This window comes from Burkholderia sp., assembly GCF_018375725.1.
In the GTDB taxonomy this organism is placed as follows: domain Bacteria; phylum Pseudomonadota; class Gammaproteobacteria; order Burkholderiales; family Burkholderiaceae; genus Burkholderia.
Genome location: NZ_JAHACR010000080.1, coordinates 1 through 14,532, shown reverse-complemented (window position 1 = coordinate 14,532; position 14,532 = coordinate 1). Strand labels below are relative to the sequence as shown.

The following is a 14,532-nucleotide window of genomic DNA, read 5'->3' as shown; positions in this document are numbered from 1 at the left end:
CCTTGCCGACGCAACGGATGGCGAGCGCGGCCCCCGGCGATATCGCACGATCCATCGCCCGCGTATTCAGCCGATGCGGCACGCGTGCGACCGCCGTTCACCCGCAGCCGGCCGCGCGCCGGTCGCGGCGGCGATGTTTCAGCGATGAAACGAATAGGGCGCGCTTCGGCATGCGGATCGCCGGAGCGCGCCGGCCCTTGCGCGTTGCGCAAGGAGCCCCGATCACAGGTACATTCCTTGCGTCTTGCCGGGAGGCGGCAACGACAGCGCACACGCGCGTTGCCGCTCGACCTTTGCGGAGCATGGATCATGATTCCCGGCGTCTCACGCATTTCGGCACGAAAGATTTTCATCGCATTCGGCACAACGCGCCCCCTGACCGGAATGCCAGCGCAGTCGTTCGTGCATTTCGGCCCGGCATGGTGAAGCACGAGATAACAACGACAACAGTGTCGCCGCCAGTTGGACGGCGACCGCAAGGATAAGTACCCACGGGGACGCGTGAGGTTTTCGATGGCCATCAATACCAAGTCGACGCGGTTAGGCGCGCGAACCGGCGAGCGCACGCAGGAACGCGCGCAAGAGCCCGTCCAGCGTGCCAGCCTGCGCTCGCGATTCCGTCACCACACCACGGCCGCCCGCTTCGCATCGCTGCTTCCCCGCGATCACGCCGCATCGTACGTCGCGCTCGAGACGCTCGTCGTGGCCACCGCCATCTTTGCCGTATGCCGCCTCCTGTCTCCCGCCGACCCGCTGCTGCTCACAAGACCGTTTCCGTGGCTGTGGCTGCTGCCGCTTTTCGTCGCGCTGCGGTACGGCACGGTCGCCGGCATCGGCGGCGGTGCGCTGCTGCTCGCCGCGTGGGGTGTGTTCTATGCGCGCCTGCCGCTCGCCGATGTCTTTCCGCGCGACTATTTCGTCGGCGGCTTCGTCACCATGCTGGTCGCCGGCCAGTTCAGCGACACATGGGCGACACGCCTGTCGCAGGCGCGCGTGTCGAACAGCTACCTGAGCGAACGGCTGTCGGTATTGACGAACAACCAGTTCCTGCTGCGGATGTCGCACGACCAGCTCGAGCAGGATCTGCTCGTCATGCCGACCACGTTGCGGGACGCGCTCGCGCAACTGCGCGACGTCACGCTGCGCGACGAAGCCGCCTCCGGCAACCAGTCGGCCCTGCCCGGCGCGCAACGCTTCCTGGAAGCGATCACGCAGGCGTGCCAGGTCGAAGCGGCCCAGATTCATGCACTGCGAGGCGGCCTGCCGGTCGATCCGCCCGTCGCGGTGATCGGCCAGCCGTTCGAGCTCGATATCGACGATCCGCTGATCGCGACCGCGCTCGACGAACTCGCGCTCGCGCATATCGAGTCGCTCGACGTGCAGCAGCGCGCACGCACGCGCTATATCGCGTGCGCGCCGCTCGTCGGCGCCGGCGAGGAAACCGTCGGCGTGCTCGTCGTGTCGCACCTGCCCTTCCTCGCGCTGACCGCGAACAACCTGCAACTGATGTTCGTCCTGTGCAGCTACTACGCGAACGGCGTGCGGCATGCGGCCATCACACAGGACCTGCTGCGCCGGTTCCCCGATTGCCCGTACGACTTCGCGCTCGAATACGCCCGCCTAGCCGACCTGAAACGCCGGAGCGGCGCGACGTCATCGCTGGTGATGCTGCTGTTCGATACCAGCAGGCAGGCGCAGGCGATCTTCGACTACGTCGAGCGCACGAACCTCGATTACCACGTGCAGTGGGTCGTGCGCTCGGGCAGCAGGCACGGTCTGGTATTCATCATGCCGCTGTGCACCGACGTCGCCGTCGACGCGCAACTTCAGCGGATCGAGGCCGACGTGCGCAGCCAGTTCGGCATCGGTTTTTCCGAAGCGCGCATCGTTGCGCGCTGGGTTCCGCTCGACGGCACGCCATCCGACGGCGAGCTGTCCCAACTGATGGCCCACTGCGATGACGCCGCGTGACGCCTCCCGCGCCGCACGCCCTGCGCGTGCGCGCATCGCCCGAACCGCACAGCCCGCTGCCGGCCGGCCCGCGGCGACGCCGGTCGTGCGGGCATGGCACGCCGTGCGCGACGCATGCCGGTCCTTCGCTCACGCCGTGAACCATTGGCGCCTGCACGCGTTTCCGCGCCTCGACGAACGCGCGCTGATCGTGCTCGTGCGCGAGCCGCAGTTTGCGCCGCACCTGCTTGCGACGCTGTCGTATGCGCACGAGCATCAGGTCAAGGAAGGCCTGCTGAACCGACAGACCGCGACCGGCCACCGCGTGACCGCGCTCGTCGCGATGCAGACGATGCACGTGCGGGCTGCGAGCCCGATCCTGCACGCGCTCCTGAACGATCCGGCCGACGACATCCGTCTGCTCGCCTACGGCATGCTCGACAAATGCGAAAAGCGCGTGACGCGGCAGATCGCCATCGAACGGGCGAAGCTCGCGCGGCCCTTGCCCGACGACGAACGCTATCGCATCGACAAGATCCTTTCCGAGCTGTATTCCGAGCTGGTCTATGCGCGTCTCGTCGAAGGCGACGTCTATCGCAACGCCATCGAGCAGGCCGACGCACATGCGTCGCGCGCGCTGCGCGCCCACCCGCACGACGGCGCGCTCTGGCGGCTGCGCGGCCGTCTCGCATTCGAATCCGGCCGCCTCGACGACGCCGAGGCGATGCTGACGAAGGCGATCGACTGCGGCTTTCCGCGGCTGCGCGTGCTGCCCTACCTCGCGGAAATCGCCTATCTGCGACGCGACTACGCGGCGGTGCACCGCTATCTCGACGACCTGCCGCAGGTGCCGCCGCACCTGCTCGCCCAGGTGGCCGCGTACTGGAAAACGTAAACAGGAATTCGAATCATGATGCGCGACGCTGGCTTCGATACACATCGCGGCGACCGCCCGTCCGCCGCGACCGACGCGCTCGGCAACGCACTGCCGCGTGCCGCATTCGCCGACATCGGCCTGCTGCTGGAGGGCACGTATCCGTATGTGAATGGCGGGGTCTCCTCCTGGGTGCACGACATCATCCGCGCGTTCCCCGAGTACACGTTCGGCCTGTGCTTTCTCGGCAGCAAGCCGGACGACTATCCGAAGATGGCCTACATGCTGCCCGCGAATGTCGTCCATCTCGAGAACCACTATCTGTACGACGGCGATCCGCCGCCGGTCCAGGAGCACGGCGTGCACGGCGACCGCGAAGCATTCGAGCGCATCGCCCTGCTGCACGAGCAGCTGCGCCGCCCCGCCGACGTGCCGCTCGACAACCGGCTGGTGCGGCGCGTCGTCGACGACCTCACCGACGACCACCGCCTCGGCGAACTGCATTTCCTGTACAGCCCGGATGCGTGGACGTTCCTGACCGACCAGTATCGCGCGCACTGCAGCGACCCGTCGTTTACCGACTACTTCTGGTCGGTTCGCCTGATGCACCGGCCGTTGTGGCAGCTCGCCCGCATCGCCGAACAGCTGATCCCGATGCGCCTGTACCACGCGATCTCGACCGGCTATGCCGGGTTTCTCGGTGCGATGCTGCGGCACCGCCAGGGACGCCCGCTTCTCATCTCCGAACACGGGATCTATACGAAGGAACGCAAGATCGAGCTGTTCCAGAGCCAGTGGATCCGCGACAACCGGAACCGGATCGAGTACGACGCCTCGCACATCGGCTATTTCCACGAGATGTGGGCGCGCTTTTTCGAGTCGCTCGGCAGGATGACCTACGCAGCCGCCGACGACATCGTCGCGCTGTATGAAGGCAACCGGCGCAGACAGATGCTCGACGGCGCGCCCGCGCCGAAGACGCGCACGATCCCGAACGGCGTCGATCTGCGGCGCCTCGCGCCGCTGCGCGCGCAACGGAGCGACGCCATACCGAAGGTGCTGTGCCTGATCGGGCGCGTCGTGCCGATCAAGGACGTGAAGACCTTCATTCGCGCGATGCTGACCGTCGTGCGGACGATGCCGGAAGCCGAAGCCTGGATCGCCGGCCCGGAAAACGAGGATCCGCCCTACGCCACCGAATGCCGCGAGCTGATCGACCGGCTCGGCCTGACCGACAAGGTCAAGCTGCTCGGCCTGCAGCGCATCGACGAATTGCTGCCGAGAATCGGCGTGCTCGTGCTCAGCTCGATCTCGGAAGCGTTGCCGCTCGCCGTCCTGGAGGCGTTCGCCGCGGGCGTGCCGGTCGTCACCACCGACGTCGGCGCATGCAGCGAGCTGATCCACGGTTCGGACGCCGGCGACGCGGCACTCGGCGTCGCCGGCCGGGTCGTCCCGATCGCGGATCCCGTCGCACTCGCGCGCGAGGCGCTCGACCTGCTCGGCGACGAAAACGCGTGGCGCGCCGCGCAACGCGCCGGCATCGCGCGCGTCGAGCGCTACTACTCGCAGGAACGGATGGTCGGCGCGTACCGCGCGCTGTACGCAACGCTGGCCGGCGCGCCCGACCGGCACATGCCGGACCCGGGGCCCGCACGCGGCACCGGCACGGCGTGTCCCTATGCATCGCGCAACTAGGACGCGCCCAAGGAGCAATCGATGGCTGCCATCGGAATCAAGCTGCGCCGGCTCGCCCGGCACAATTCGCTGCTCGGCATCATGCGGGCCTACGCGTATGCCGGGCTCGTCGGCGCCGGCCCGTGGATCTGGTCGATCGTCGGCATCCTGCTCGTCGGGCTGCTCGGCGCGTCGTCGCTGCTGCCCGATGCGATCGTGTCCGACTTCCAGGTGTCCGCGACCTACCTGATCGCCGGAAGCCTGATCGCCACCGGGCCGATGCAGCTCACGATGACACGATTCACGAGCGACCGCCTGTTCGACAAGCGGATCGACTCGATCCTGCCGAATTTCACCGGTGCGCTGCTGACGGTCACCCTGGGCGCGATCGCGCTCGGCGTGCTCGTCGCCGCCTTCGCGTTCAGCGCGCAAGGCACGCTGTACCGCGCGCTGATGGTGACCGGCTTCGTGCTCCTGTGCGATATCTGGATCGGCAGTGTCTTCCTCGCCGGCCTCAAGCAATACACCGCGATCCTGCGCGCATTCTTCATCGGCTACACAGTGACCACCCTCGCGGCGATCGGGCTGCGCCGCTTCGGCCTCGAAGGCCTGCTCTACGGATTCGTGGTCGGCCAGACCATGTTGCTGCTGTTCTTGCTGAGCCGGATCTATGGCGGCTTCTCCGCGTCCCGACTGATCGCGTTCGATCTGTTCCGGCGCGAGTTCCGCTATCCCGATCTGATGCTGATCGGCTTGCTGTACAACGTCGCCATCTGGATCGACAAGATCATCTTCTGGTACTGGCCGAGCACCGGGCAGAAAGTCCTCGGGCCGCTTCACGCGTCGGTCATCTACGACATTCCGATCTTCCTCGCTTACCTCGCGATCACGCCGGGGATGGCCGTGTTCCTGCTGCGTGTCGAGACCGAATTCGCGCGGCACTACAGCGCCTTCAACACCGCGATTCGCGACGGCGGCTCGCTGCAGCAGATCGAATATGCGCACGATGCGATGGCGCAGTCACTGCGCAGCGCCGTGTTCGACATCGTGAAAGTGCAGACCGTGACCGTGCTGATCGTGTTCGCGTCGGGCCCGATGCTGCTGGACGCCATGGGCATATCGCCGCTCTACATGCCGCTGCTGTCGGTGCAGGTCATCGCGACCAGCCTGCAGATCGTGTTTCTCGCGATCCTGAACAGCTTCGTCTATCTGGACCGGCGGCGTCCCGCGCTCGTGCTGATCGCGACGTTCTGCGCGCTGAACGCAGGCCTGACGGTGATCACGCTGCTGGCCGGGCCGGTGTTTTACGGATATGGCTTTGCCGTCTCGCTGCTGGTGGTGGTGCTGGCCGGACTATGGTGGCTGGACCGCAAGCTCGATGCACTCGAATACGAGATCTTCATGCTGCAGTAGATCGCGCGATCGGCATCGCCAGACGTTTCCTGCATCCGGGCTCGGGACTGCGCCGCGGTCAACCGTCGATCCGCGGCATCGCCCCGTGGCCCCGAATCCATGACCGGTTCGCCAGCGCGGCCATCTCCCGGTCGCCGCGGCTGTCGCCATAGGCGAACAGCTGCTCGGGCGGCCGGTCGCCCCACCATGCGCGCAATCGCACGACTTTCTGCGCCCCCCAGCAATTCTCGCCGTCGAGCCGGCCCGCGAACACGCCTTGCTCGAACGCCAGCCGGGTCGCGAGCACCGCGTCGAAGCCGACCGACGCCGCCCATTTCTCCAGGTACAGCGACGGCGACGCGCTGACCAGTACGACCGCATGTCCACGCGCGCGATGCTCGCGAACCCGCTCGAGCATCTCCGGACGCACGAGGCGAGGCAGGACAGCTTCGACGAAGCGGCACGCCACCGCATCGAGCGAATCGGCACTGGCCGGCCCGAGCGCGAACCAGGCGAACTTTGCTTTCGCGTCGCCGCGCGAAATCAGGCCCGCCTTCATAGCGACGATCCACGGCAGCGCACGCAAGCCGGCCCACGCGAAGCGTGGCAGGCCAATCGCGTATCGGACGAAATGGCGAAAACTGTCGGACGTGGTGATGGTGCCGTCGAAATCGAAGGCGGCAACGATGCGGTCGGTCATCGGAATTGCGGGGGAAGAGGTCTGGATGCCCCGGAAGATAACAGACGGGCACGGCGGGGCCGTCAGTACGCTCGCATTGTGTTGTGTTTCCCTGAGACGACCCTGTTCCGATGTGGCGATCAATTGCCGGGACGAAGCACTTGACCCGGTCTGTCCTTGACATCTTCCTATTCGTCAAAGACACGCGGCGCGCGTCCTGCCGGGCGCATGGGCCGAACCCGGGTCGGCTAAAATCCCGGACGGGCGTGCATTGATTTCCTTCCGCGTTCGACGGCCGCTGGATTGCAATGCCGCGTTCTTAACCGTCTAGAGGATGGCAACCTGTGAGGTCGACCCTTTACACGTTCGAAGGATTGCTGACAGCGAGCTCGCATACCGAGATCGCCGCTTTCATGGAACGCCACGCAGGCAACCTGGGCTACGCCCGGTTCTTCTATTCGCCCCGGCTTGTCGCCGGTGACGCCAGACCCTTCTTCAGGGATGACCACCACGTCGTCTCTGCAGAAAAGCTCTATACGAAGCACATCTTCACAACTTATCCAACGACCTGGATACGCCGCTATCAGGATAGCGGGACATGTTGCGGCAGATCCCGTCGTCAAGCTGATCACGACCAGCAACCTTCCCATCCTCTGGGATGCCGACGAACTGCAGTCAGCGCGAAACCGCGTGTTCGATGAAACCCGCGAACACGGCCTGGCAACCGGCATCACGATTCCGATCAACGGTTTCGATCACACGCGTGCTTTGTTCAGCGTGGCGTCTGACGACGATCCCGAGCGTTCGCAACGCCATACCGGCGCGATGTTCGGCCTCGCTGTATTGACCGCTCTCCATCTCCATGAAGCGGTGCGGCGGCTCGACGCGGCAACGTCCGGCGTTTCGCTGCCCGCGCTGACCTCCCGTGAGCACGAGTGTCTTCAGTGGGCGGCAGCGGCCTGATCAACGCATCGGGTACGTGCGATGCCGTCGCAGGTTCGGGCACACCGAGCCAGGTCGCGCTTAAGCTGGTGAAGAACCCCTCCGATGGCCTGATGCACGTCCAACTGAGCGGCTCGGATTTCAGCATTCTGAGCTTCCAGGCCGGCGATCGAGGCCCTGTCCTGGTCATTGACCGCTTCGGTTACAACCAGGCGACGCCCCCGGTGTTGCGCACCGGCGTGATCTATGCGGGCAAGCAGCAGGTACTCGCGGGCACCGAGCTCAACGGCACATGGACCTGCACGGACCGGGGCATGACTGTCGGTACGGTCACGGTCAATGGCACCACCGTGAAGACTACGGACACCTCCGGTGCATCCACGACAGAAACGCTGTACTTCAACGACATCAGCACCAATACCGGACTGGTTGCCGTCAATGGCGCGGCGACCTCGGTCGTGAACGGTGAACAGGCAAGCTCGGGCGTGATCATGCTGCCGCTGTCGTCCAGCATGTTCGTCGTCGAACGCGACGTCCAGCAGTCGGTCGCGACCTGCCGGTAACGATTGGCGAGCAACGGCCCGGCAATCGTGCCCCGCGATTCGCACGATTGCCGGGTCGCGCGCGATATCAGTGCCGGTCGACCGAATACTTGCCCGGCCCGGTCAACACCAGCAGCAAGAGACCGCCGCTGATGCTGACATTCTTGAAGAAATCGATCATCGCGAGATATTGCTCCATACCGTGCAACTTCCAATACGGATGGCCGATCAGCGCGGTGACGAACGTATAGACCGCAAGCAGCAATGCGACCGGACGCGTGAAGAAGCCCGCGACGATCAGCAGGCCGCCGATCAGTTCGACGATCACCGCGACTGCCGCCGCCGCGCCCGGAACGGGCACGCCCGTCGATGCCATGTAAGCGACGGTTCCCGAGAAACCGGTGAGCTTCTGCCAACCGAACAACACGAACAGCACCATCAACAGCACACGTGCAAAGAGGAGCGTGCCGTCCTTTTGCGATTCCAGGGAAAGGTATCTCATCGTCATTACCTCAAATTTATGCGTTAAGTATTTTTCATTGCAGGCCGATATCGGAAAGCCCGGTCGGCATGCGTCAACGGGGTTCGGCATCGCTTCCGGACCGACCATGCGGCGGTTCACGCGCTTTGCGGATGCGCCCGGTGCTGTCAGGCGTAATAGGCCGGCCGTGTCGTGTCATCGATCGTCCGGGACGCCGTCGGTAAAGTCGCTCGCCTGCCGCATCGCGTCGAAGAAATGCTGCGTGACGGGATCCGGCGGGTTATGCCGGCTGGCCGCCACCGCAATGTCGAGATAAGCAGCCGGCCATAACGGCCGGAACGTCACCTGATCCCCCATCGTCCTCGCGACCGAGGCCGGAACGATCGATATGCCCAACCCCGCGCGAACGAATTCCGTGCGCAAATACGTGTCGCTGATGTGCACGATCGGATCGACCACATGATGACCCAGCACGTCGGCAATCTTCAGGTTGATGCCGCACGCGCTGCGCGCCGATAGTCCGAGAATGCGCTCCTCCGCCATGTCTTCCGGTGCAATGCGCTCCTGCGTGGCAAGGCGATGGGCCGGCGACATCGCGACCCACAGCGGCTCGCGCGACACGAACCTGACATCGAGTTCTGCGTCGTTGATCGGCAATACGAGAATGCCCGCATCGAGCGCGCATTTCTTCAACTCGACGATCTGCGCGCTCGTCGGCATCTCGAAGAAATTGATGCGGATGTCCGGATAACGCTGGTGAAAGAGGCCCGCCGCCACCGGCACGAAACTCAGCGCCGACGAGCCTTCGAAACCAATGTTGAGTGTGCCGATCTCGCCGCTCGCGGCTCGCCGAACGAGACGCACCGACGATTCCGCCTTCGCGAGAATCGCGCGTGCCTCTTCGAGGAAAACGCGTCCCGCATGAGTCAACTCGACATTACGTTTGTCACGCAGCAGCAACGCCACGCCAAGCTCTGATTCGAGCGACTGGATCGCACGCGTGACCGTCGGCTGCGCGACATGAAGCCGTTCTCCCGCGCGTCCGAAGTTCAGTTCCTCGGCGACCGCGAGGAAATACTTGAGTTGCCATAATTCCATTGTTATGCGTTCCGCGTATCAAATTAAGACGCCCGACGTATTGGACAGCCTGAATCATCTCGCCTATCCTCCGCGAGGTATCGGTTCCTCACCCTTTCAACCTGCCGGGTTGCTCGCTTCGGATGGCGAAATCATACATCCAGCCGATGCGATATTTTTAAAATATTGTTGCACTACTAACTTTAATTTTTGAACAAAAAATGCATTCGTCACATGCGCCGAATTCGAATGAAAAATGCGATTGATTCGCTTCCATTCACGCCATGCATCGCCTCGCGCGATTGAGCGCTGACGTCGTTTCCGTTCAACCGGGCGACACACGTGGCACCGAAAATCGACATACTCGAGCACTCCCCCGAGTTACTGCTCGTCCGCTGGGTCGAACCCGGCCGCGCGCATTATGGCGAGCAACGCTGGCGACCGACCCGTGCGCTGCGCTCAGGTATTTGTGCGTTGTCCGGACAGAAAATCGTCTGCGGAGACGCGGTGTTCAAGCCAGGTGGACGCCCGGCGCCGGGCAATTCGCACGCGATGATCCTGGTTTCGGCCGCGCTCGGTGACCTGCTCGCAAGCGGATCCTGAATGCGACAACACGACGAATCGCCCGTCCAGCGCGACCGCACGGCGCGTCGCGCCATGTCGCCTTGCCGCACGCGTGATCAGCATGGGATTGTCCACATGAATGAGACAGTGATTGCCACCACATCGGTTTATTCGTCAAACAGATTGACATAAGCTGCCGTCATCGATCGGCCTCGCCCACGTCGGGCGCGCCGGCGATCCACTGGGAAACCATCATGTTCGAAATCAGAGCAGCAAATCAGCGTGGCCGCGCCGAGCACGGCTGGCTCAGTTCCCGTCATACGTTCTCGTTCGCCAGCTATTACGATCCGAAGCAGGTCGGCTTCTCCGACCTGCTCGTGATCAACGACGACCGCGTCGCGCCCGGCGGCGGGTTCGGCAAGCATCCGCATCGCGACATGGAAATCCTGTCGTATGTGCTGGACGGCGCGCTCGAACACCAGGATTCGATGGGCACCGGTTCGGTGATCGTGCCGGGCGACGTCCAGCTGATGAGCGCGGGCACCGGCGTCGCGCACAGCGAGTTCAACCATTCGAAGACGGATCCCGTTCATTTCCTGCAGATCTGGATCGGGCCGTCGGAAAAGGGGGCGCAGCCGCGGTACCAGCAGGCGAACATCCCGGCGAGCGAGAAGCGCGGCAGGCTGCGTCTCGTCGTGTCGCCGGACGGCGCCGACGGTTCGCTGGCGGTGCGGCAGGACACGCGGATCTACGCCGGCCTGTTCGACGGCGACGAACGCGCGACCGTCGCGCTGCCGCCGAACCGCTTCGCGTACATCCATGTCGCGCGCGGCAGCGTGACCGTGAACGGCGTCACGCTCAACGAAGGCGACGGCGCCCGCGTGCGGGGCGAGGACACGCTGACGTTCTCGGACGGCAAGCAGGCGGAAGTGCTGCTGTTCGACCTGCGCCCGATCGAGGTGACCGCCGAGTGGGCGTGACGCCCGGCTCGCCGGATCGTCCGGGCCGGCCCCGCCGTACGGCGGGGCCTTTCCGTTCACGGGAAAGCGCGGGTTGCGTACGGCCCGCCATACGAAAACCGCGTACGACAACCCGGCCAGCCTGTGCCGGACCGGCGCACGCGCCGCATCGGCAATGCTGGCGGGGAATACCTACAATGGATACATCGTCACGCTCGATCCATCCGCACTGCTGACTGTGCGTACGCGCCGTGGATCGCATCGGCAAGCGCCGACGCGAATCCGCCCTTTCTGACGGCAACGGTACGTCCACACGCGCCGCCGTGCGAACCGGATGCGTCTTCGATACGACATGCGCCGTCGGCATCACGATGTCGTCGCGCAGTTCCGGATCCGCTCCGCATGCATCATCGCGCAACGCATGCCGCGGCGGATCGTCAGCCTTTCCTGACGGGAGGCCTTATGGAAAACGGGATCGTGCAGATCGCCGTGATTGTCTCGATCCTGCTGCTCGCGCTGCTGTTCTTCGTGGCGCCGCGCAGCCGGGACAAGATACGCGACAGGTTGCTCCGCAAGTCCACGCAGCGGCCGCATCACCGCTCGCACACACATCGTCACTCCGGATAGACGCGACGTCCGCGTGTCGCGTCCATCCATCGATTCATCGAATGCGCGCCGCGTCCCCCCGTCGCGAATCACGCGCGCCGCGATGCGCGTCGACCGCACGCACCGCATTCGCCCTATTCCGCAGGAATAGCACGCCAGGCAGCGATTTCCTTTCCCGTGCAATACGAATGGCAGGCAATGCGATTTAGACATTTCGCCGCACGGCGCTTGTCCGAAGTTGAATCGTTTGCCTTCCTTTACCTCGCTGCGTTCATACGCGAAGTTCGCCGAAAGTCCATTTTCCGACGCAGCACGTCCCGTTGACGGCCGCCCGCCGCGGCCCGCCCATCATGCCTCCGCGTATTGACGAACCCTTGTCGGGACGCGGCGCAGCGATATGTCCCCCAAGTTTGTGCGCGCAACAATGACGATGCCGCGCGGCCGAGCGCATGCGGCTTTCACGCATCGCGCGTCATTCCATCGCGACGGTTTTCTCAATGCAAGCAGCCACAACCTTAGACGAGGACATTTCCATGCAACTCCAATCACATCCCGCATGCAGGCCGTTTTATGAAGCCGGAGAGATGACCCAATTGAAGGCCTTTTACGAAGAAGGCCGCAACATCATGTGGATGATGCTTCGTTCGGAGCCTCGACCCTGCTTCAACCAGCAACTCGTCACCGACATCATCCAGCTCGCGCGTGTCGCCCGCGACTCCGGTTTGCCGTTCGACTTCTGGGTGACCGGTTCGCTCGTTCCGGAACTGTTCAATGTCGGCGGCGACCTGAGCTTCTTCGTCGACGCGATCCGCAGCGGCAAGCGCGACCTGTTGATGGCGTACGCACGCTCGTGCATCGACGGCGTGCACGAGATCTATACCGGCTTCGGCACGGGCGCGATCTCGATCGCGATGGTCGAAGGCAGCGCGCTCGGCGGCGGATTCGAAGCGGCGCTCTCGCACCACTACGTGCTCGCGCAGAAAGGCGTCAAGCTGGGTTTCCCGGAAATCGCCTTCAACCTGTTCCCGGGCATGGGCGGTTACTCGCTCGTTGCACGCAAGGCGAACATGCGGCTCGCGGAGGAACTGATCTCTAGCGGCGAGCCGCATGCGGCCGAGTGGCACGAGGAGCGCGGGCTCGTCGACCAGACGTTCGAGGCAGGCGACGCGTATCTCGCGACACGCACGTTCATCGACGTGATACGGCCCAAGCTGAACGGCGTCCGCGCGATGCTGCGCGCGCGCCAGCGCGTGCTGCCGCTGTCGCGCGCCGAGCTGATGGACATCACCGAGGATTGGGTGCATGCGGCGTTTACGATCGAGCCGAAGGATCTGGCGTACATGGAGCGGCTCGTGATGCTGCAGAACCGGCGCGTGTCGAAGCTGCGCACGGTGACCTGATGCCGGCTGCCGCAGCCTGACGTCGCATCCGGAGAAAGTTCAGGCGATGAGCCTGAACTTTCTTTTTTCCGTCAGCCACGCCTCGAATGCCGGCGCCGTCATCGGATGCGCATAGTAATAGCCCTGCGCATGATCGACGTCGATCTGCTTGAGGAATTCCGCCTCGGCACGTGTTTCGATACCTTCCGCCACCACCGAGAAATTCAGCGCGCGCGCCAGCGAGACCACCGAGCGCACCAGCGCCTGCGATCGCGGATTGCGGTCGATGCCGGTGATGAAACTGCGGTCCAGCTTGATTGCGTCGAGCGGCAGGCGTTGCAGTTGCGACAATGACGAATACCCCGTGCCGAAATCGTCGAGATGAATCTCCGCGCCGAGCAGACGAAACTGCCTCATCAACGCGAGCGCCATGTCTTCGTCTTCGATGAAACAGCTCTCGGTCAACTCGATATCGATCAGGCCGGGCTTCAGGCCGACGCTGTCGAGAATCGATGCGAACTGGTGCACGATGTTCGTATCCTGCAGTTGCCGCGCGGACATGTTGATCGAGATGCGCGTCGCCATGCCCTTCGCTTTCCAGCTCGCGGCCTGTGCGGCCGCCGTGCGCATGACCCAGCGGCCGAGCGGCCCGATCATGCCGGACTCCTCGGCGAACTGGATGAATTCGGTCGGCGCGACCAGCCCGCGGTCGGGCGACTGCCAGCGGATCAGCGCCTCGACGCCATGCACGTCGCCGGTCGCGATGTCGACGACCGGCTGGTAATGCAGCACGAATTGCTCCTCTTCCAATGCACGGCGCAGATTGGTGTCGAGCCACATGTACTTCGCGACCTTCTGGTTCATCTCGGTCGCGAAGACGCGATACGTATGCTTGCCTTCGTCTTTCGCGACGTACATCGCGGTATCGGCGTTGCGGATCAGCGTTTCGAGCGAATCGCCGTGCTGCGGGTACAGCGCGATGCCGATCGAGCAGCTCGTATAGACCTCCACCAGGCCGAGATGTATCGGCACGCGCAGATGTTCGAGGATGATCTGCGCGGTCGCTTCGAGCTGCGGACGCGTGGCGTGCCGGAACAGCACCAGGAATTCGTCGCCGCCGAGCCGGGCGAGCGTCGCGTCCTCCGGCAAGCATTGGCTGATGATGCCCGACACGTCCTTGAGCAGCCGGTCGCCCGTGACGTGCCCGTAGTGGTCGTTGACCCGCTTGAAGTTGTCGAGGTCGAGAAACAGGATGCCGACCTGGCGCAGCGTGTCGCCCGTCTCGGCGGCCAGCGCCGCCTCGATCTGTTCGCTGATCGCGTGGCGGTTCGGCAAGCCGGTGAGCACGTCGGTGTTCGCCAGCTCGGTCAGCCGCCGCTTCGCATTGCGCTCCTCGGTGATGTCGACGCCCGA

At 64.3% G+C, this 14,532-nt stretch carries 15 protein-coding genes; 10 read left to right on the top strand and 5 right to left on the bottom strand.

Features of this window, described 5'->3' with window-relative positions:
• Positions 1 to 353 (bottom strand): hypothetical protein (locus KH616_RS11725; RefSeq protein WP_292244284.1); only part of this gene is annotated, 353 nt, incomplete at its 3' end.
• Between the two features lie 160 nt (positions 354 to 513).
• Here KH616_RS11725 and KH616_RS11720 point away from each other — a divergent pair.
• From KH616_RS11720 to pelG, 4 genes are all read left to right on the top strand, one after another.
• Positions 514 to 1,971 (top strand): PelD GGDEF domain-containing protein, encoded by a 1,458-nt coding sequence (locus KH616_RS11720; protein WP_292244283.1) that lies wholly within the window; start codon positions 514 to 516, stop codon positions 1,969 to 1,971.
• 136 nt (positions 1,972 to 2,107) lie between these two features.
• Positions 2,108 to 2,845 carry a tetratricopeptide repeat protein gene (locus KH616_RS11715; protein WP_292244282.1) on the top strand — a complete coding sequence of 246 codons (738 nt, stop codon included), beginning with the start codon at positions 2,108 to 2,110 and terminating at the stop codon, positions 2,843 to 2,845.
• 18 nt (positions 2,846 to 2,863) lie between these two features.
• Complete coding sequence (pelF, locus tag KH616_RS11710; protein ID WP_292244285.1) at positions 2,864 to 4,519, top strand: GT4 family glycosyltransferase PelF; 1,656 nt, start codon at positions 2,864 to 2,866, stop codon at positions 4,517 to 4,519.
• A 21-nt stretch (positions 4,520 to 4,540) separates the two neighbouring features.
• Entirely contained in the window at positions 4,541 to 5,911 is a 1,371-nt protein-coding gene (pelG, locus tag KH616_RS11705) for an exopolysaccharide Pel transporter PelG (RefSeq protein WP_292244281.1), read from the top strand.
• 58 nt (positions 5,912 to 5,969) lie between these two features.
• On the opposite strand, the gene KH616_RS11700 is transcribed toward pelG, so the two are convergent.
• On the bottom strand, positions 5,970 to 6,590 hold the full coding sequence (locus KH616_RS11700) for an HAD family hydrolase (protein ID WP_292244280.1): 621 nt from the start codon (positions 6,588 to 6,590) through the stop codon (positions 5,970 to 5,972).
• 480 nt (positions 6,591 to 7,070) lie between these two features.
• On the opposite strand from KH616_RS11700, the gene KH616_RS11695 reads away from it, so the two are divergent.
• On the top strand, positions 7,071 to 7,532 hold the full coding sequence (locus KH616_RS11695; RefSeq protein ID WP_292244279.1) for an autoinducer binding domain-containing protein: 462 nt from the start codon (positions 7,071 to 7,073) through the stop codon (positions 7,530 to 7,532).
• A complete protein-coding gene (locus KH616_RS11690; protein ID WP_292244278.1) occupies positions 7,514 to 8,074 on the top strand; it encodes a hypothetical protein in 561 nt (186 codons plus the stop codon). The genes KH616_RS11695 and KH616_RS11690 overlap by 19 nt, the downstream gene beginning before the upstream one ends.
• Positions 8,075 to 8,141: 67 nt before the next feature.
• On the opposite strand, the gene KH616_RS11685 is transcribed toward KH616_RS11690, so the two are convergent.
• Positions 8,142 to 8,555, bottom strand: coding sequence for a DoxX family protein (locus tag KH616_RS11685; RefSeq protein WP_292244277.1), 414 nt, complete (start codon positions 8,553 to 8,555; stop codon positions 8,142 to 8,144).
• Between the two features lie 174 nt (positions 8,556 to 8,729).
• The gene (locus KH616_RS11680) at positions 8,730 to 9,632 is read right to left on the bottom strand and encodes a LysR substrate-binding domain-containing protein (RefSeq protein ID WP_292244276.1); all 903 of its coding nucleotides are present in this window, start codon (positions 9,630 to 9,632) and stop codon (positions 8,730 to 8,732) included.
• Positions 9,633 to 9,953: 321 nt separating this feature from the next.
• On the opposite strand from KH616_RS11680, the gene KH616_RS11675 reads away from it, so the two are divergent.
• The 4 genes from KH616_RS11675 to KH616_RS11660 all read left to right on the top strand — a co-directional run bounded on the left by KH616_RS11675 (position 9,954) and on the right by KH616_RS11660 (position 13,140).
• A complete protein-coding gene (locus KH616_RS11675) occupies positions 9,954 to 10,214 on the top strand; it encodes a DUF3331 domain-containing protein (RefSeq protein WP_292244275.1) in 261 nt (86 codons plus the stop codon).
• Between the two features lie 215 nt (positions 10,215 to 10,429).
• Positions 10,430 to 11,155 carry a pirin family protein gene (locus tag KH616_RS11670; protein ID WP_292244274.1) on the top strand — a complete coding sequence of 242 codons (726 nt, stop codon included), beginning with the start codon at positions 10,430 to 10,432 and terminating at the stop codon, positions 11,153 to 11,155.
• Positions 11,156 to 11,596: 441 nt separating this feature from the next.
• Positions 11,597 to 11,761, top strand: coding sequence for a hypothetical protein (locus KH616_RS11665; RefSeq protein ID WP_292244273.1), 165 nt, complete (start codon positions 11,597 to 11,599; stop codon positions 11,759 to 11,761).
• Between the two features lie 512 nt (positions 11,762 to 12,273).
• A complete protein-coding gene (locus KH616_RS11660) occupies positions 12,274 to 13,140 on the top strand; it encodes a crotonase/enoyl-CoA hydratase family protein (RefSeq protein ID WP_292244272.1) in 867 nt (288 codons plus the stop codon).
• 39 nt (positions 13,141 to 13,179) lie between these two features.
• Here KH616_RS11660 and KH616_RS11655 read toward each other — a convergent pair.
• Positions 13,180 to 14,532, bottom strand: a 1,353-nt coding sequence (locus KH616_RS11655) for an EAL domain-containing protein (protein WP_292244271.1), incomplete at its 5' end; no start/stop codon positions are given.